General features: G+C 58.9%; 12 protein-coding genes. 4 read left to right on the top strand and 8 right to left on the bottom strand.

Annotated features, from left to right (window positions below; translation table 11 throughout):
- Positions 1-170 precede the first annotated feature (170 nt).
- The 6 genes from ACESLM_RS01920 to ACESLM_RS01895 all read right to left on the bottom strand — a co-directional run bounded on the left by ACESLM_RS01920 (position 171) and on the right by ACESLM_RS01895 (position 10,170).
- Entirely contained in the window at positions 171-1,055 is an 885-nt protein-coding gene (locus tag ACESLM_RS01920) for a carbohydrate ABC transporter permease (RefSeq protein ID WP_372629467.1), read from the bottom strand.
- 15 nt (positions 1,056-1,070) lie between these two features.
- Positions 1,071-2,003 carry an ABC transporter permease gene (locus tag ACESLM_RS01915; RefSeq protein WP_372629465.1) on the bottom strand — a complete coding sequence of 311 codons (933 nt, stop codon included), beginning with the start codon at positions 2,001-2,003 and terminating at the stop codon, positions 1,071-1,073.
- Complete coding sequence (locus ACESLM_RS01910; RefSeq protein WP_372629463.1) at positions 1,985-3,706, bottom strand: extracellular solute-binding protein; 1,722 nt, start codon at positions 3,704-3,706, stop codon at positions 1,985-1,987. The genes ACESLM_RS01915 and ACESLM_RS01910 overlap by 19 nt, the downstream gene beginning before the upstream one ends.
- A 73-nt stretch (positions 3,707-3,779) precedes the next feature.
- Complete coding sequence (locus ACESLM_RS01905; RefSeq protein WP_372629461.1) at positions 3,780-5,444, bottom strand: response regulator transcription factor; 1,665 nt, start codon at positions 5,442-5,444, stop codon at positions 3,780-3,782.
- A complete protein-coding gene (locus ACESLM_RS01900) occupies positions 5,422-7,194 on the bottom strand; it encodes a sensor histidine kinase (RefSeq protein ID WP_372629459.1) in 1,773 nt (590 codons plus the stop codon). The genes ACESLM_RS01905 and ACESLM_RS01900 overlap by 23 nt, the downstream gene beginning before the upstream one ends.
- A gap of 3 nt (positions 7,195-7,197) precedes the next feature.
- A complete protein-coding gene (locus ACESLM_RS01895) occupies positions 7,198-10,170 on the bottom strand; it encodes a family 78 glycoside hydrolase catalytic domain (protein ID WP_372629457.1) in 2,973 nt (990 codons plus the stop codon).
- Between the two features lie 133 nt (positions 10,171-10,303).
- On the opposite strand from ACESLM_RS01895, the gene ACESLM_RS01890 reads away from it, so the two are divergent.
- The 4 genes from ACESLM_RS01890 to ACESLM_RS01875 all read left to right on the top strand — a co-directional run bounded on the left by ACESLM_RS01890 (position 10,304) and on the right by ACESLM_RS01875 (position 16,469).
- On the top strand, positions 10,304-11,197 hold the full coding sequence (locus ACESLM_RS01890; protein ID WP_372629455.1) for a helix-turn-helix transcriptional regulator: 894 nt from the start codon (positions 10,304-10,306) through the stop codon (positions 11,195-11,197).
- A gap of 294 nt (positions 11,198-11,491) precedes the next feature.
- Entirely contained in the window at positions 11,492-13,453 is a 1,962-nt protein-coding gene (locus ACESLM_RS01885) for a serine hydrolase domain-containing protein (protein ID WP_372629453.1), read from the top strand.
- Between the two features lie 86 nt (positions 13,454-13,539).
- The gene (locus ACESLM_RS01880; protein WP_372629452.1) at positions 13,540-15,849 is read left to right on the top strand and encodes a sensor histidine kinase; all 2,310 of its coding nucleotides are present in this window, start codon (positions 13,540-13,542) and stop codon (positions 15,847-15,849) included.
- Positions 15,846-16,469 (top strand): response regulator, encoded by a 624-nt coding sequence (locus tag ACESLM_RS01875; RefSeq protein ID WP_372629450.1) that lies wholly within the window; start codon positions 15,846-15,848, stop codon positions 16,467-16,469. Before ACESLM_RS01880 ends, ACESLM_RS01875 begins: the two co-directional genes overlap by 4 nt.
- A gap of 79 nt (positions 16,470-16,548) precedes the next feature.
- On the opposite strand, the gene ACESLM_RS01870 is transcribed toward ACESLM_RS01875, so the two are convergent.
- Both ACESLM_RS01870 and ACESLM_RS01865 read right to left on the bottom strand, forming a co-directional pair.
- Entirely contained in the window at positions 16,549-17,547 is a 999-nt protein-coding gene (locus ACESLM_RS01870) for a PAS domain-containing sensor histidine kinase (protein WP_372629482.1), read from the bottom strand.
- A 43-nt stretch (positions 17,548-17,590) separates the two neighbouring features.
- Positions 17,591-18,250: a response regulator gene (locus ACESLM_RS01865; protein ID WP_372629449.1), complete on the bottom strand. Its 660-nt coding sequence runs from the start codon at positions 18,248-18,250 to the stop codon at positions 17,591-17,593.
- Positions 18,251-18,267: the final 17 nt, after the last annotated feature.

Raw genomic sequence — 18,267 nt, 5'->3', positions numbered from 1 at the left:
CGAATCCGGGAGCCTAACATTCCGCAGCACGGCAAATCCAGCTACAACTAGGTAAGCAAGTCCAGCTTAACGAAGTCCGGCAAACCATTTAAATAGTACAGTATGGAAAAGCCGTCAGGAAACTTCCCTGACGGCCTTCCGTGGTATAGAAAATATCTGCAAGGACGGCGTTACTCCTTCACGCTGCCCATCACGATTCCTTTCATGAAGTATCGCTGCAGAAACGGGTAGACGAGCAAGATCGGCAACGCGCCCATAAAGATTTGCGCCGCCTTGACCGTTCGATCGGACACCTCCGCGAGCAATTCCAGATCGGTGGAGGAGGCCAGCGTCATGTCGCGCTGGGAGATGACGGTTTGCAGGTAGCTTTGCAGCGGATAGCGTTCCGGCGAGTTCATGTAGATCAGGCCGTCGAACCAGGAATTCCAATGGCCGACCGTCGTAAACAGCGCGATCGTGGCCATCGCCGGAAGCGACAAGGGCAGATAGATTTTCCACAACGTTCGGAAATGTCCGGCCCCGTCCATGAACGACGCCTCCTCCAGCTCCTTCGGCAGACCGCGGAAGAAGTTGAGCAGCAGCACGACGTTAAACACCGGCACCGCCCCCGGCAGGATCAGCGCCCAGATCGAATCGAGCAAGCCGGTCGATCGGATCGTCATATACGTCGGGATCAAACCGCCGTTGAACAGCATCGTGAAGACGAAAAACCAGACGTAAACGGTTCGCGGCTTGAATCGCGTCGACTCCTTGGATAGCGGGTAAGCGACCAGGACGGTCAGCAGCAGGTTCAGCGGCAGGCCAAGCCCGACGCGCTGAAGCGTCACGAGCAAGGACTGGACGAACTCAGGCCGATTCAGCACGAATTCATACGATTTCACGGTGAACTCGACCGGCCACAGCTTCACCAGACCCGCCGTCGCCGCCGCGTTGGAGCTGAACGACAAGGCCAGCACATGGATCAACGGAAGGATGCAGAGCAGCGACATCAGAATAAGCGACGAGTAGTTAAATGCGATAAAGACGCGCCTGCCGAAGGAAAGACGCTCGGTCATGCAGTCATCCTCCTTCTAGAAAATGCGGTAGTTCGCATAGCGATGCGCCAAGAAATACGACAGCGAGATAAACGCCAGGGCGACGACCGATTTCAGCAATCCTACCGCGGTCGCGATCCCGTACTGGGCGTCCAGCAGTCCGATCCGGTAGACGAGCGTGTCGATAATGTCTCCGCTCTCGTACACTTGGGGACTGTACAGATTGAACACCTGGTCGAAGCCGGCGTTGAGCACGTTGCCCAAGCTCAGCGTCGCCATCAGGACGATGATCGGCATCATGCCGGGCAGCGTAATGTGCAGCGTCTGCTTCCACCGATTGGCCCCGTCCACGATCGCGGCTTCGTACAACGCCGGATTGATCGCGGTTAACGCCGCCAGGAAGACGATCGTATTGAAGCCGAATTCCTTCCATACGTCCGACACGACGAGTACGTAAGGGAACACGTCGTTGTTGCCGAGAAAATAGATCGGCTTGAAGCCGAGCGCCGCGACGACCTCGTTGACAATCCCCGTGGAGGGCGACAGAATATCGATCAGAATGCCTCCCAGAATGATCCACGACAGGAAGTGCGGCAGGTAGATCAGCGTCTGCACGCTTCGCTTAATGAACTCCTTGCGCATCTCGTTCAGCATAAGCGACACGACGATCGGAATGGCCAGACCCGCGACGATCTTCATCAGAGCGATAAACACGGTGTTGCGCAGCACCAGTCTGGACCCGGGCAAATCCCAGACGAACCGGAAGTTGTCAGCGCCGATCCAATTGGATCCGAACAGACCTTTGGCCGGAATGTAGTTCTGAAAGGCGATCGCGATGCCAAACATTGGAAAGTAGCTGTAGATCATCACGATGACGGCGCCCGGAAGCAGCATAAGGTGGAGCGGAAAGTTCCGGAACCGGCTGCGCAGCGTAGCTCCCGGCCGCGTAATCATTTCGTTGTGACCCATTCGTTGACTTCGGCCGTCATCTGATCGCCCCCGAGCTTCTTCCAATCGGCGACGAACTTATCGAACAAATCAATCGAATCCCCCATAATGATGCGCGTAAACGTTTCTTCCTCGATTTTGTCGAGCGTCGATTTCTTGGACGCCATCGTCGGCGTCGGCGCTCCGTAAAATCCGTTGCGGGCAACCAGATTGTCTTCGACGTACTTGTTGATGACGGAGAACGAGCCGTCGACTCCGAATACCCGGTCGTACGCCCAATCGAGCGTTTCCGTTCCTCCGCCCAGATAGCTCTGAATCCGGTTGTAATAATCGGTCTCCTCCGCGTTAAGCTGGGACGTATCGCCGCTCTGAATCGCATGGGACACCGACAGATGGGCATCCAGATTTTTGCGCGACGGCCATGCCTGGAACGGAGGGTATTTGTGCCGCTCTACGCCGCCCTTGTTGAAGTGCTCGGAGTAAGTATCCGGCGTCGTCTCCTTGCCCCATCCTTTTTCCACGAAGACGTTTAACGCCTTGACCAGCGCTTCCGGATGCTCCGTTCCTTTCAAAACCGCATAGTACGTTCCGACCGCCAGATTGTGCGGCGTTTTGGCCGGCTCGGCGTCGACCGAAGGAAGCGCGAACGCCTGCCACTGCGCGTTCGGATCGTTATGCCGGCTCGGCTGCAGCGGCCAGATCGAGTTAGCCATTCCGCCGAAATGGAGGCCCGCTTTGCCGGAGCCCGCCAATTCGGCCGCCTTGCCGCCGTCCTTGACTCCGAACTCCTGATCGATCAAGCCTGCAGCATACAGCTCCTGGGCTTTGGCCAGCGCTTCCTTGATCTCCGGCTGAATAGAGCCGTAGACGAGGTTCCCGCTGCCGTCGTCGAGCCAGAGACGCGGGTAGGCGCGATAGCCGTTGAAAAAGCCCTCCAGCGTGGCATAACCTACGCCGAACAGTCCCTTGGACAGCGACAGTCCGATCGTGTCCGCCTTGCCGTTGCCGTCGGGATCGTTCTTGACGAAAGCTTCCATCACTCCTACGAATTCGTCTATCGTTGCCGGCGCTTTAAGTCCCAGCTTGTCAAGCCAATCCGTGCGCACCCAGTACATGGAGTAGCCGTCCTGGGAAGAGCCGGTAAACGGCAGCGCCATCAGCTTGCCTCCGAACGAGGCCGAGTCGAGCACCTCGGGACCGCCCTGGTTCATGATTTCCTTCAGAAACGGCGAGGCATGCTTCTCGTAAACCTCCGTCAAATCCATAATGAGGTCCGAATCGATCAGTTGCTTGAGCTGGATCGCCGTGACGGGAATGATCTGCGGCAGATCGCCGGAGGCGATCGATACGTTCATCTTCTGGCCGAACTGCTCTCCGTTCGCCACCCAGAGGTTCTTGACCTTAAGGTTGAGCTCGGACTCGAGCGTCCGAGTCCATACGTTCTCGTCCAGCGATTCCCCCGCGTCGAACTTGTACGTATCGTCCTGGGAACGCACGGTCGTCACCACGACCTGCTGCTCGTACTTTCCGAAGTAAGGGTCTTCCCCGGCTTCGGATGAGGCAGCCTCGCCGGACTGGGCCGGTGCGGACGATGCCGGCGCGGAAGACGCAGGCTGCGAAGCGTCTCCTTTCCCGGAATTTCCTCCGGAGCAGCCCGATAGCGCCAATGCAAGAGCCAGCAGCGCGCAGGCCGTCGCGCGCTTTGAATTTAAGCTTTTTTTCATCCCATCCTGCCTCCTCGTGTTTGGTTCCCCTTCATTATCCGGCCCGATCGCCCCCTTCTCAATGAGACAATATCTACAATCGTTGTTCGTTTTTTACGCGTTCGCCGAAAGCGCTCTCTCTGTACTCCTGCGGCGTGAAGCCGGTCATTTTTTTATACAGGCGGGTGAAATAGGCCGGGGACTCGATCCCGACGGAACGGGCGACGTCGACTACCTTCATCAGCGTGCCATCCAGCAGATCCTTCGCCTTAGCGATTCGGCTTTCGTTAATGTGATCGATCAGATTTTTGCCGGTCCTCGCCTTGTAGACCCGGGACAGATAGGCCGGATTCAGAAACACCTTCTCGGCAAGCACGGTCAAAGACAGCTCTTCGTTCAGATGCTCCTCGATATACCGATGGACGGCGGCGACAATCCGGCTCCCGGCCTCCAGACGTTCCGTCTGTCTCCATTCGTTCCATGTCGTCAGCAGCTTCCTTATCTCTTCCAACCCTTCCGCCGGCCTCAGGATCCGATCGCCCTCCAGCAGCTTCCACACCCCTTCCAGCATCGGCGCGCTTTCCTTCCCTCCCCAGTCCTTGACCCCGGACAGCATGCCTGCTACCAGAGAAAGGTACATTTCGGAATATAGCGCGGGCTCCGGAGATGACGAATCCATCAGTTGTTGGATTTCCTCGATAATCCGGCAGCTTTCATCGGATTGCTCCGGCTGCAGCCCGCCCTCCTCGAGCAGCTTCCCGAACAGCATCCGGATTTGCTGCTCCTCCTCCAGCCTCTGCTCCATGGCGGCGTCCTCCGTCACGTTCACGACCGTGACCAGCTCGCCATCCAATCTGCGGATGAGCGAGCGCTTGAGACAGGCGTATCCCGCGCGCAGCCGGCTCCAGGCGATCGGGTCGCGAACGATCGCGAACGAGACCGTCAGCTGCAAGATTTCTTTGGCGATCTGTTGAACCGTCTCCAGCGTGCCGTACGCAAAGGCGTTCAGGCTTCCCTCCGGGACGAGCGGCTCCTGTTGCTCCGCTGGCTGCAGCGCCCAGACGAAGGAGCGGTCGTCGAAGGAAGCCTTGACGAGCGTAAACCCGGCGAAGCATTCCTCCCCAATGTTCTCCAGCGCGCTCAGGAGAAGCCGTTGATCCGCCAGACTGTCGGACGGACGCCACTCGTCGACCTTGCCGAGCACGAGCAGCACGGGCTTCTGCAGATCCGGCTTCACCGCCAGATCCTCGAACATGTCCGGAGAGAGCGAGCCCGCAGTTCGGCTGCCCTCGCACATTTTCTTCAAGCACTCGCTGCGCAGCGCCGGCAAGGCCAGTCTTAATTGGCGCCTGGCGGAGTCCAGGAAATTTCTGCCGCGCCGTTCCTCCCGTATGCTCTCCAGCGCCTTCTGAATGGAATCGAGAATGATCGCGTCTTCCTCGGATTTCAAAATATAGTTAATCGCGCCTTCCCGGACCGCTTTGCGCACCAGCTCGGATTCGTCGTAGCCAGTCAGAAAAATGATTTTGCAGTCCTGCCTCCGCCTCCGAATCTCGTCCTGCAGCTCCAGCCCGCTCAATCCCGGCATGCGGATATCGGACAGCACGATATCGATTTTCGTCTGGTCCAGCACCGCCAAAGCCTCTTCCCCGGAATACGCTTTATACACGCGAAGCTCCGGATCGCTCCGTTCTTCGAACACCGCGTACAGGCTGTCCACGATCCAATGCTCGTCGTCAACCAGAAGCAGCTTGTACATCGCTCTCCCCCTCCTTCGGAATCCGAATCGTTACCTTCAGTCCGCCCCATTCGCCGCGCGACAGCGACAACCCGCCTCTCTCCTTGCCATAGATCCGGATTCTCCGGTGAATGTTGATCAGCCCGGTGCTTTCCTCGACGGATTCGGGAGATTTCAGTCGGGCGTTCAACTCCTCCAGCAGCCGGTCGTCCAAGCTCTCTCCGTTGTCTTCGACCACGATCCGGACGTACTCCTCGTCCTCTTCGAAGCCGACTCGCACGAGTCCGTTCGCGCTTTTCTTCTCCAAGCCATGATTGTAAACGTTTTCTAAAATCGGCTGCAGCGTTAATCGCGGGACGGGTACGGTGCGCCAGACGGTGGGGAGCTCCGCGAAATCGATTGAAATTCGCCTGCCGAAGCGAATGCTCTGGATCTCGACGTATGTTCTCGTGAACTGGATCTCGGTTTCCAGATCGATGACGTCCTTGCCGTCCCGGGCGATAAACCGATAATAGTCTCCCAGAAGCCGGGACAGCCGCATGACGCTCTCGTGGTCTTCGGACTGCGCCATTCGGTGCAGGATGAAAAAGCTGTTATAGAAAAAATGCGGATTGATCTGCGATTGCAGCTTGCGAAGCTCCGCCAGCTGCGCACGATACCTCTGCTCGTACACTTCATGGAGCAGCACCTTGAGCCGTTCGATCATCTGATTGAAATGGAGATACAAATAGGAAAACTCGTCCTTGAAGCGGTAGGCGCCGATCCGTTCGAATCTGCCCATCTCGGCGCTCTTGAACGATTGCAGCAGGCGCACGAGCGGACGATGGATCAGACCGTAGATCGAATAGGAAAACGCCAGCATGACGACGACCGAGACAAGCGACAGCAGCCAGTACCAGCGCTTGTATTTCAGGATCGGCCCCAGCACCTGCTTTTCCGGCGTATAGGTCAGCATGACCGCGTCAAGGCTCGGCGCTCTCTCGTAGGTAACCATGTACCGGCGATCCGCCACCGTCACCGATCCGGTTCCGCTTGCCTCTTCGCCCGTTGTCGTGCCGTGCAACCAAGCCAGCGCGGAATCCGGAAATTCCGGGGAATTCCGATCCGTCAACACCCACGTGCCGCTCGTTTCGGCCAGAATCGTGCCTCCTTCCTCGTGAGAGACGAACCGGTTCAGGTCCTCCGTCAATTCATCGACGTTGATCTCCGCATGAACGACGAAGGAGGGACCGTCGAGCGCTTCCAGATAGGTCCGTTCGGGATAGGGAAAGCTGATGAACATTCGGTCGTTCCAAATCCGGACCGGCGTTTCCGCCGTGTCGCGGAACGTATCGGAACGGAAAAATTCGTCGGCCGGAAACCGGACCGACGAACTTCCCGTCGCGATCGTGCGTTCGATAGAGCGGATATAGACCGCCATATCCTTGACATAGCGGTTGGAGCTCTTCAAGACGTCCAACCGCTTGCTCACGCGGAGCGTGGATTGCATTCTCTCGATATTGTTCATCGCCGAATAGGCGACGCTCAGCTTCGAAAGATCGTCGTCGTACATCAGCTCGAACTGCTGCAGGACGATCCGGGCGAACTCCGAGTCGATCGTGTTCATGTAGTAGCTGACTTTGGAATACATCGACTTCGATATTTCTGTCTTGAGCGTCTGGGACCCGGACTCATTCATGAGCAGGCTTATGACGTAGAGCGGCGCAAGGACGAGCAGGAAGGTGAGAACCAGTTTCCGGAAAATCGTCAACTCGGACAGAAACCGAAGCATGGACTACCCCCTTGCCAGACGCAACCGGGGCTCGCATCCGTCCGGCGACACGAGCTCCACCTCAACGCCTTCCGGCGCTCTAACGTCCAGTCGGAATACGCGGACTCCCGCTTCGTCCTCTATCCGCCAGTGTACGTCGATGCGGCCGCCTCCCGGAAGCGGAACCGCCCCGCGCGCCCACTTCAGATCGCCCGGCTGCGGGGCGACGCGGACGCGGCTCCAGCCGTCCGCGGCCTTGGTTACGCCCAGGACGCAGGTGCCCAGGAAATAGCCCGGACCCGCCGACCAGGCATGGCAGTGGCTGCGGGTCAGCATATTCGGATTCGGACGGTTTTCGGCAAAATCCGGATACATCTCCCAGCACGTCGTCGCTTCGAATTCGATCATCTGCCCGAAGTGCTTGCGCATATCGTCGAGCATAATGTCGAAGCGGCCGAGGGCGGTCAGCGCCTCGTAGTAGAAAAAGGCCATGAACGGACTTCCGATCTGCACGAAATGCCGCGGAGGCTCTGCCAGATAAGCGGCCAACCGCTCCTTGCGCGGTCCTTCGGCGATGCCGTTCAAATACGCGATCACCTGCGTCTGAATGCTGAAGATGTCGGAGCGCCGTCCGTCCGCATGAATGCAGTCGAGATACGCCTGCTGCTCCTCGCTCCATAGAAACTCGTTGATCGCTCCGGCCAGCGCCTCGGACGCCGCCGCGAACGGAACTCCCTGAGCCGCTTCTCCGGCCAGCTCCGCCAGCTTGGCCGCCGATCGCAGCGTCCCGACGAACACCGCGTTCTGATGCGTGACGACGCCTTGTCTCGGCTGATCGATCGGCGCCCAGTCCAGCAGATTCCAGCCGTTATGCCTCAGCAGCCCTTGCCCGTCGCGCTTCCGCAAGTAATGCTCCAGCGTATAGCGGACTTGCGGCCAGATGCTCCGGGCAAACTCCCGGTCTCCGGTATGCTCCGCGTATTCCAGGCAAGCGTTCGCCCAGAAGAACGTCCAATTCGGAATGACGCTGCTCCAGCCGCTCGGCACCTGATCGGCGTACAGCGGCGTCTGGACGGACGAGCCGGGCACCAGCTCCAGACATCTCTTGACGATGTCGCTTGCGCCGAACACGTAGTAGTTGACCAGCGCCTCGTTGCGGCTGTCTCCGACCCAGAACGCCTGCTCGTAGGCGGGGCAATCGACGAACGTATCCTCCATGCACAGCCTGGTCGTATGCTTGCTGATTTCCCAGATGTCGTTCAGCAGCGGGTCGGAGCTGTGGAACCGGCCGATTTCGGCGACCGGGAAGTTGCTCTGCACGATCTGCACGCCGATCAATCTGACCGGACGGCTTGCGTTGCGAACAGTCACCATCAGATAGCGGAGTCCGCGGCGAACCGGGGATTCGTATGTCTGCCAGCCTTCCCGGCTCGCATAGCGAAGCGTGTTGTCCAGAATGTACGTATCCTGCCGCCAGCCGTCCCTCATGTACTCGTAGCCGTAGAAGTCGAGCACCGCTCCCTCCGGCGCATCCAGCTCGAAGCGGATATAGCCCGACCATTCCTTGCCGAAATCGAGCACGAATTCCGTATCTCCGTCCGGGTAGACCGGCACGTTCGCGGCAAGCGGACCGGCCATGCAGACGGACTGGAGCTCCATCGGAACCGGATAGCTCCGCTCGCTTCTCTTCCAGACGCTCTTGCCGAACACCGAATCTCTCGCCGCGAGCTCGGGCGGAAACGGCCTAACCCACTCTCCGAAGCTCTGCAGATCGGCGGCCGAAGCGGCGTCCCGAAACCTCGCGTACGCATCGAAGCCCGCGAACGCGCCGGCATCGAGCTCTTTGTTGCCGCCGAAACCTTTATAGTCGTCCAGTGGGGAATTTTGCTCCGCGTGATCGACGTACGTCCTCGTCGCGAACGGACCGATCAGCGCGAAGGGCGACTCCCCGTTCGGGCCGGCGATCGGCGATACGATCTCGAACGACGCCTCGCAGTCGATGCCGAAATGCAGCCCCGTCCCGTGATCGGAGCCTAACGTTTCGAGCCAGACGAAGTTGTCTCCTTGCCGCAGCCGGGTTCGGGCATAGCGTTCGGGAAGCGTCCCCTCCATCTCGCTTGCCATGAAGCGCTGTCCATTGAGTCCCATACCCCGGAACGCTCCGAAGCCGCTGAGAAACCCGAACGTCGCGTCCGCGTCTTCGCTCGCCCGCACGACGAAGGCGACATAGCCGGCGAACGAGACGGGATTCGCATGCCCGACGCTGTCCGGCAGCATCGCGTTCCGAATGTCGAGCGCGGTCGTCCACGACACGGGCCGCACCTGCTTCAGGGATTCGACCCGAACCGGCCATAGCGGCTCCTCGGTCAGCGGGGGAATATCGCTCGCCAGAAGCCTGGGCCACGGTTCGCAGCCAGGCTGGCCGATCACGCGCGCCGGTTGCCACTCTTCGGCGCCTGTTCCTCCGGTCGTCCAATTGCCGTCCGACAACCGCGCGTCGATGCTTTCGGAGAATCCGAGCTGGCACGAGAGGCGCGGCGTGCGCCGATCGTATCCGGCGTATAGCGCCGTCTCCCAGGAAGAATCCGTCCCGATCACGACCGAGCCATTGCCCTTACCGTTGCCGTTGCCCTTGCCGGCGAGGCTAACCTCAAGCTCCGCGAGCAATCCCCCTCTTCCCAAAATATATTGAAACGTCGACAAGCCGTAGCTCATGACGAGTACGGCGATCGTGTTCGTTCCTTGGCGAAGCAAATGTCCCACCGAATGCGTGTTGTAGCTCTGCTCCGCCGGCCACGAGCGAACGGGCCCTCTTCCGCACTGCGTCCCGTTGACGAACAGCACGTACCGCGAGTCGGCCGTGATGGCGATTTCGGCCGCTCCGGCCGCTTCCGTCAGCTCGAACGCTCGTCTGAAGCAACGCCACACATTGCGTTCATGGCGTTCTTCCCCGCCCCAAATCCATTCCGCCTGCCATTTTCGTTGCTCTCGTCTCATTTTCCCCGTACCCCTCTCGAAGTTGTCGCATACACCCCCTATTCTACTCCGGGAAAACGTTTGCTTTTTAGGTCGATTCGGACTTAAAATAAGGCTGATTCAGACAACTGCAAGCCGAGGAGGCTGACCCCCCATGACCGTCCAGCGACCGATTCACGTCACTCCCGGTTCGCTGTTTTTCGCGCCGGAGCTTCCGATTCATGTTAATCGCGCAAGCGAATCGTTTCACCTTCAGGAGCATACGCACGACTTTATCGAAATTTGCATCGTCGCGGAAGGCGAAGGCGAGCATTATATCGACGGCACTCATTTCAAGGTGACGAAGGGCGATCTCTTCTACATTCCGGTCGGGGTTTCCCATGTCTTCCGCCCGCGCTCCGCGGCGCCGGACAGAAGCCTTATCGTCTATAATTGCGTATTCGCAAGCGCGTGCCTGGACGACGTCTTTCGCTTGCTGCCGCTCGAGCGCAAGCTTCGGGATTTTTACGGGAGGGCGGAGGAGGAGAAAAGGTGGATCGCGCTTCGCGACTCTGCCGGAGAAGCCCAATGGACGCTGCAACGGCTGTTCCTGGATTCGTCGCAGCCGGCGGAGGGACATTCCGCCCGCCTGTACGCGGGACTGATCGAGTTGCTCGTCTTCGTGTACCGGCGCTGCAGTCCAATCGCTTCGGCATCCGTCCCTGCGGAGGAGAACGGCATCCGCGAGCTGCTGGGACGCATCGTTCGCGACTGCGCCCGGACGTTTAATGCCGAGGACATCGCCGCCGAATTGGGCGTCAGCGCGCGGCAGCTGCAGCGGCTCGTCAAGTCGGCCTCCGGCATGTCGCTCACCGAATTCGTTCAAGAGGCGCGAATTCAGGAGAGCTGCCGGCTGCTGGACGAATCCGCGAACAAAATCGGGGCGATCGCCTCGGCGGTCGGCTACCAGGATATGAAGTTTTTCAACCGCTTGTTCAAGCGGAAAACGGGAATGACTCCGCGGGAATACCGCAGGAGAACTTTGGTCCGCGACGATTCCGTGCTTTAAGCAAACGGATTTCGGTGGTGGAGCACTGGTTCTGTCGGGCATGTCGGGGAACTCAGGCTTTGGCCGATCCCGTCGTGCAGGTCGCGCGAGAAGCGGCGCTGAGCAGCATCGCCTGGCCGGGGCGAACGACGGCATGATCGTCGACCTGCAATATTCGGATCATTATCCCGCCTTTTGCGCGATCGCGCAAAACAAATGCGGGACCCTCGCGCGTATCGCCCGCTCCTACGGATTTCAGGCCGGCTGCCTCGTGCTAGCATAAGAGGTATTCCCTGAACCGAAGGAGCGTCTTCTATGAGAAAAACAATGCTGCTCTTGCTCTCCGCCCTCCTGCTGCTGCCGGCCGCCGCTTTCGCGTCCGCATCCGCGCCGCCCCCCGCCGCCGTATTGGACAAGGCCGACGTCGAGGCGTTCGCGAAGCGGTTTTTCCGGCAGCCGGACGTGCAGGACCAATTGGCAGGCGCGATGCTTGTCGTCGTCAAGGACGGCCAGGTACTGTTGAACGAAGGCTTCGGCTATGCCGATCTTGCCGCCTCAACGCCGATCGATCCGGACCGTACTCTGTTCCGCCTGGCATCGGTCTCCAAGCTGTTTACTTCTATCGGAATCATGCAATTGGCCGAAGCGGGCAAGGTCGATCTGGACCGGGACGTGCAGACTTATTTGCCGGATCTCGCCATCCCTAACGAAACCGGCTTTCCGCTGACGCCGAAGCATCTGATGACCCATACGACCGGCTTCGACTTCGGCGATTCCGCCGCCGCCGATTCGCCTTACCCTCTGTACGATTTCCTGCGGGACAAGATGCCGACGGTCGTAAGCAAGCCAGGCGAGGTGTTCCGTTACGACAACTTTGCGTTCTCTCTGCAAGGTTACATCATCGAGAAAATATCCGGCCAACCCTTCGAGGATTATATGGCCGACAAGCTGTTCGCGCCGCTCGGCATGGCGAATAGCAGCTTCATCTATGACGATCGGGTCAAAAAAGCGCTCGCCGCTCCCCACGACGCCCTGCTTCGACCGTTCGAAAACAGTCCCAACGTCCCGGACAACGCGCCGAAAGGCGGGATGTTCTCCACCGGAGCGGACATGGCTAAGTTCATGCTGGCTATGCTCGCCAAGGGCCAGGGGGCGAACGGACGCATCCTGACCGCAGCGTCCGTAGAAGCGATGGAGCGCAACAGCGTGTCCATCCACCCGGACGTGCCGGGCGTCGGCTACGCTTTCGAGTCGAACTACCCGCAATTCTATCACGGCCGCAAGGTCGTGGAAAAAGGCGGAGATCTGGCGGGGTTTCATTCGAACCTATGGCTGCTGCCCGAAGAGAACGTCGGGATGTTCCTCGTGCTCAACGGCGACAAGGGAGACCTACGGCTGCCGTTCTTCGCTCAGTTTATGAACCGATATTTTCCGGCAACCGGATCCGGCCCCGAATTTCTTGCTCCGGAGCCGACGAAGCAGCAGCTGCTTCGCTTCGAGGGCATGTACCGCGATCTGCGCACGCCGGCTTGGCGCTACGATATTGCCGCCGAGCGCGGAGCGCTGATCGTCAAGGACGCCTACGGCACGCATCGTCTCCGCCAGACCGGAGAGCTGCTGTTCTATGATGAGAAAGGCATACCCGCCGGCTTCAAGACGGACGACCGAGGGAACGTCCTATTCTTCTCCTACAACAAGTCCGACAGTTGGGCGGAGAAGCTCCCGGAGCCTCCTAGATTCAAGGATGTGCCCGCCGACCACCCGTATGCCCAATCGATATACGACCTTGTACAACTGGGCGCGATCGAAGGCGGAAAGGAGAAGTTTCATCCGGAAGAGCCGATTACCCGCGGCGAATTCGTCTCTCAACTGATCCGGCTGGCCGGATTCCAGCCCTCTACGCAGACCTCTTCGTTCGCCGATATGCAGGGCAGCCCGTACGCCGGAGATATTCAGACGGCGCTGGAGCTTGGCGTCGTGCGCGGAATTGCGGGAGGTTCGTTCGGTCCCGATCTGCCTTTGACGCGTGAGCAGGCGGCTACATTCGTCTGGCGGCTGGCCCGAGCCGGCCTCGGCGCGACTCCGGTGCGGGCGGAATTGCAAGGCACTGTCTCCTCATGGGCTTCCGATGGGGTTCAATACGTCGTCAGCCGCCAGCTATACGGGCCCGACGTGTCCGCATCCGAAGAAGGGCCGGTCGACTATCGGCCGAAAGACAAGATGCTGAATCAGGAAGCGGCCGCTCTCGTCTACGCGCTCATCATGAAGCTCTTATAAATTCGGAAAAGCAAGCGGTTCGAGACGGATCGCTTGTTTTCCATTATGATAGAAAGATCAGATTAGCAGATGAAGGATCGTGAACTATGGCTGCCCCGTCTCCGCACCGCCGCTCGCATAAACGTCTCTGGTTCGTCTACGTCTCTTTGGGGGTGTTTTTATGCGCGGCCGCCTATATCCACCTCCATTCCCTGACGACTCCCGCCTCGGGGATTGTCGCGGAACGCCACGCTTCCGGTCAATGGTTCGTCTCTTCCCTATTGCCCGCATCGATCGCCGAGGGCTGGCAGGCCGAACCCGGAGACCGTCTTCTGTCGTTCGATGGCCGGTCCGATCCGAAGCTGTTCGTTAACGGCGGCGAGAAGCTGGTAACCGGAGTCAAGCGGGTCGAATTGGAGGACCGGAACGGAAAACGGCGGACTATCGTCGTCGAGCCGGGTGCCGAAAACCTGTGGAAGTACGGCGTTTCCTTCCTATCGGAACTGTTTCTGCTCGGGGTCGGGGTATACGCCGTCCGCAAAATGCCCGAATCCCGGCTTATCCGGCAATTTTTCGCGCTGAACTTGGTGCTTGCCGCCTGCTTTTTGACCATGTTTTCGGACGAGATGCATCTGTCCAATTACGCCTTCTCCTTCTGCGCCGTTTGGCTGCCTTACTGTCTCCTGGCGTTTTATCTGTCGTTCGCTTTCCGCTCCATGCAAGGCAGATTCCGTACGCTGCTGCTCGGCTACCGTCTTTACTCGGCCGCTTTCTCCGGAGTGATCGCGTACGGGATCGTCAACGGAAAGATTGGCGACTGGGCCTCGCAGATGTTGAATATGGCGCTGACCGGCACCTTGCTGCTGATGGCGGGATTAACGTCCTTTTACTGGAAAAGATTCGACCGGATCGAGAAAAATCACGTGCTCGTCCTCGTGAGCGGAACGATCGCGGGGGTGCTTCCTTACCTGCTGCTGTACGCCTACCCCTTCCTTCTCAGGCAGGGCAATTACGTCCCTCTCGAATATACGTTCGTCAGCCTCGTTCCGGTATCCGGCATTCTGACTTATTTGCTGGTGCGGCGACAAATGCTCGACATGAAGTTTTACGTTCCCCGGCTGGCGGTACGCGGGCTGTACTACGGCGCGACACTCGGACTGTTCCTGACGGCGGCGGCTGCCGGCTCGGCGCTCCATGCCGCGGGCTTGTTCGCCCTGTTCGGACTGCTTACGTACGGTTACCGCCGGGTTCTCCTGCGGCTGCGGAAGAGGGAAACCCGCATTATCGAACGGCTCCAGCATCAGAAGCTGCGCCTCTCGCTTCAATTGGCGGAAAAGAACAACATTCGGGAGATTATCAAGCTGTTCGCCGAGCTTCTTCACGAGACGATCGAGGTTCAGGGGCTTGTCCTTGTCTATTACGACGACGAAGGCTTGCCGATCGCTCACGGCACCGGCATCTACGAAGGGAAATGGGCATTCGGCTCCGCGGAATCCCCGGACGGAGAGCCTCCGTTCGTCCGGACGATCGAGCTGGCCCACGGACCCGACGAACGGAGTCTGGGCCGTCTCTGTCTCGGACCGAAAACGAATATGACGATGTTCTCGTCCGAAGAGCAGCGGGTGATCGAGAAGTTTCGCGTCGAGGCGATTCAGATGCTGTTGAACGTTCGGCTGCTCTTCCGCCTGCAGAACGAATACGACATGAACAAGGAGCGGATGGACCGGAGCGAACGCCGTTTTCGCGACTTTCAGACCTACAGCCGAATGCTGCTCGAAGCCAGGGAAGAGGAGAAAATCAAAATATCTTATTTTCTTCACGACGATTTGCTGCAGAACCTGATCTTCCTGTCGCGCGATCTGGAAGAGCTGCACGATACCGGCCGGTACGATCCGGAGAGGACCGCCGCCTGGCTAAAATGCCTGTACGACTCGCAGCGCAGCATCCGGTCGATGAGCGACACGCTCTATCCGCATATTTTGGACAAGGGCGACTTTCAGGACGCGCTGCGCTGGCTGCTGCTCGACATGAACCAGTCGGACGAAGTGGCCGTTTCGCTGCAATACGATGCGCCGTCTCCGGAGCCTTTTCCCGCCTACGTCAAAACCAATCTGTTCCGCGCCGTCCGCGAGCTGGTCGTGAACGCGTTCAAGCATGCGGAGGCGTCGGAGCTGCAAGTAAGCGTATGGCTGCAACGGGACTTCGTCTGCTGCTCCGTATCCGACAACGGCAAGGGCTTTTCCGACGCGGCGGACCTGAGACGCTCCGGCTCCGCCCGGTCTCGCTTCGGTCTAATGTCGGTGTGCGACCGGATGGAACACCTCGGAGGATCGGCCAAGATCGACTCCGTGCCCGGACAGGGCACGTCCGTAACTCTTAAATTGCCTCTTCGCAAGGAAGGAGAGCCTATCCCATGACCGATAACATTCGCGTCTGCTTGCTGGACGATCACCCCCTCGTGTTGGAAGGGCTGGAAAACCGTCTGAACGCCGAGCCGGGCATCGAAGTGCAGCGCTCGTTCACCGATCCTCGCGAGTTCCTCGCCGAGATCGAACTGGACTGTCCCGACGTCGTGCTGCTGGACATCTCCCTGCCTCAGACCGACGGCTTCAGCTTGGCCCGGCAATTAAAGACGAAGTACGGCAACGCGCTCAAAATCATTTTGCTGTCCGGCTACACCTATGAATCGTTCTACTACAAAGCATACAAGCTCGGCGTTCACGCCTATCTGTCCAAGCAGTCCTCCTATTCCGTCATCATCAACGCGATCAAGCAAAGTATGCTCGGGCACATTCTCATCCCCGAGAAAATCGGCGCCGCTCCGTCCCCCGACGCTCTGACCGCCGCGGAGAGGGAAGTGCTGCAATTGCTGGCCAAGGAGAAGACGAATAAAGAAATCGCGTTGGAGCTCGCGCTTAGCCAGCGTACCGTCGAATATCACCTGGCGTCCATCAATCAGAAGCTCGGCGTCAAAACCCGCATCGGCGCTGTGGTGAAAGGGTTCGAGCTGGGACTGCTGAATTTCCTGGATTCGTAGAAGGCGCCATTCTCATGCACGGAACGACGGCCGGCAGCGGCTCGGACAGCAAAAAGCTCGCCGCGAGGGCGAGTCTAGTTCATTCGTTTTGTCGTTGGGGGATGATCAGAGAGACTCCCGTGCCTTCGCCGGGGACGGAACGAATCCGAAGCTCACCGCCGATCGCACGCGCGCGCTCCTCCATGCTGAACAGTCCGACGCCTTCCCTGCTGCCGTCCCGGACGAAGCCTTTGCCTTTATCCTGGATGACGATCTGCACATGGGAGCCGTTGTCCCGGACGTCGACCGACGCTTCGGATACGTCGGCATACCGGCCGACGTTCGTCAACGCCTCCTGGATGACGCGATAGATGGTCGTCTCCTCTTGAATGTTGAGCCTTTTCTTCAGGTTGGAGGAGAAGGCGACCTGTATGCCGTAATGCTTGGAGTACATATCCAAATACGTGCGAAGAGCGGGAATGACGCCGAGATCGTCCAGCACCGAAGGCCGCAGCTCCCAAGCTAAGCCGCGAACGTCCGCCATCAGATTGGCGATCTGCTCCCTGACCTTGTTCAGGTGGTCGTGAGCTCCGCTGGAGAGGATCGCGTCGACGGAAATCAGCAGCGAGAACAGGCTTTGGCCGATTCCGTCGTGCAGGTCGCGCGAGAACCGCCGCCTCTCCTCCTCCTGAATGCGCATCATCTGCGAGAGCAGCAGCTGCAGCTCCTCCTCGGCCTGCTTGCGCGCGGTCACTTCATGTCGGATGGATAAATACTGATACGGCTTGCCGTCTTCGTTCAGGAAAGGCACGATCGTCGTGTCGACCCAGTAGTAGCTTCCGTTTTTGGCGCGATTTTTAATCTCGCCTCTCCATACGTTGCCCGACCCGATCGTCCGCCACAGCTCCTTCATGAAGGCCTTGCCGTGATGGCCCGAGTTGATGATCCGGTGATCCTGCCCCATCAATTCTTCTCTCGAATAGCCGGAAATGTCGCAGAACCTGTCGTTGACGTAATGGATTTTTCCCGTGCGGTCGGTTACCGCCACGATCGACGCCTCGTCCAGCGCGTACTTGAGATCGGACAACTGCTTGAGCATGTCCTCATGCGAGCCGCTCTCCGCCGATCCGTAGTTACCGTAATTATGCGTCAAAATTCAGCAGCCCCTTCTTCATCGCGAATTTGACCAGATCGGGTCTCGTTTTGAGATTGAGCTTTTCCATCAAATTGCTTTTGTGGGATTCGACCGTTTTGACGCTGATGATCAACTGCTCGGCAATATCCTTGTTCGTGTAGCCCTGAGCGACTTTAGCGAGAATCTCGCGTTCCCTCTCGGACAGAGATTCGTACGTTCCCGCGTCGCCTCCGCCGTTTTTCAGTTTATCCAAGTATTCGCTCATCAGCCGCTTAGTCGCCGTCGGGTGCAAATACGCGTTGCCCTGGGCGACATGGCGGATGGCGCTGATCATCTCTTCGTGCGGGGCGCTCTTGAGCAAGTAGCCGGAAGCTCCCAGATGAATCGCCCGGAACAAATATTCCTCGTCATCATGCATCGTCAAAATCAAGACGGCCGTATTCGGAAGCTGCTTCTTCAGTTCGGCGGTCGTGCTCAGCCCGTCCTTGCCGTGCGGCATGCTGAGGTCCATCAGCACGACATGGGGACGGCACTGCTTCGCCTTGGCGATCGCCTCTTCCCCTTCGGCCGCTTCCCCGACCACTTCCATGTCCTCCTTGGCGCTCAGCAGCATCGCCAAACCGGATCGAACGACGGCGTGATCGTCGACCAGCAATATTCGGATCATTATCCGGCCTCCTTCCT

This window comes from Cohnella sp., assembly GCF_041641335.1.
In the GTDB taxonomy this organism is placed as follows: domain Bacteria; phylum Bacillota; class Bacilli; order Paenibacillales; family Paenibacillaceae; genus Cohnella.
The sequence above is the reverse complement of the archived record's forward strand: the minus strand, read 5'-3'. Positions and strand labels throughout refer to the sequence as shown.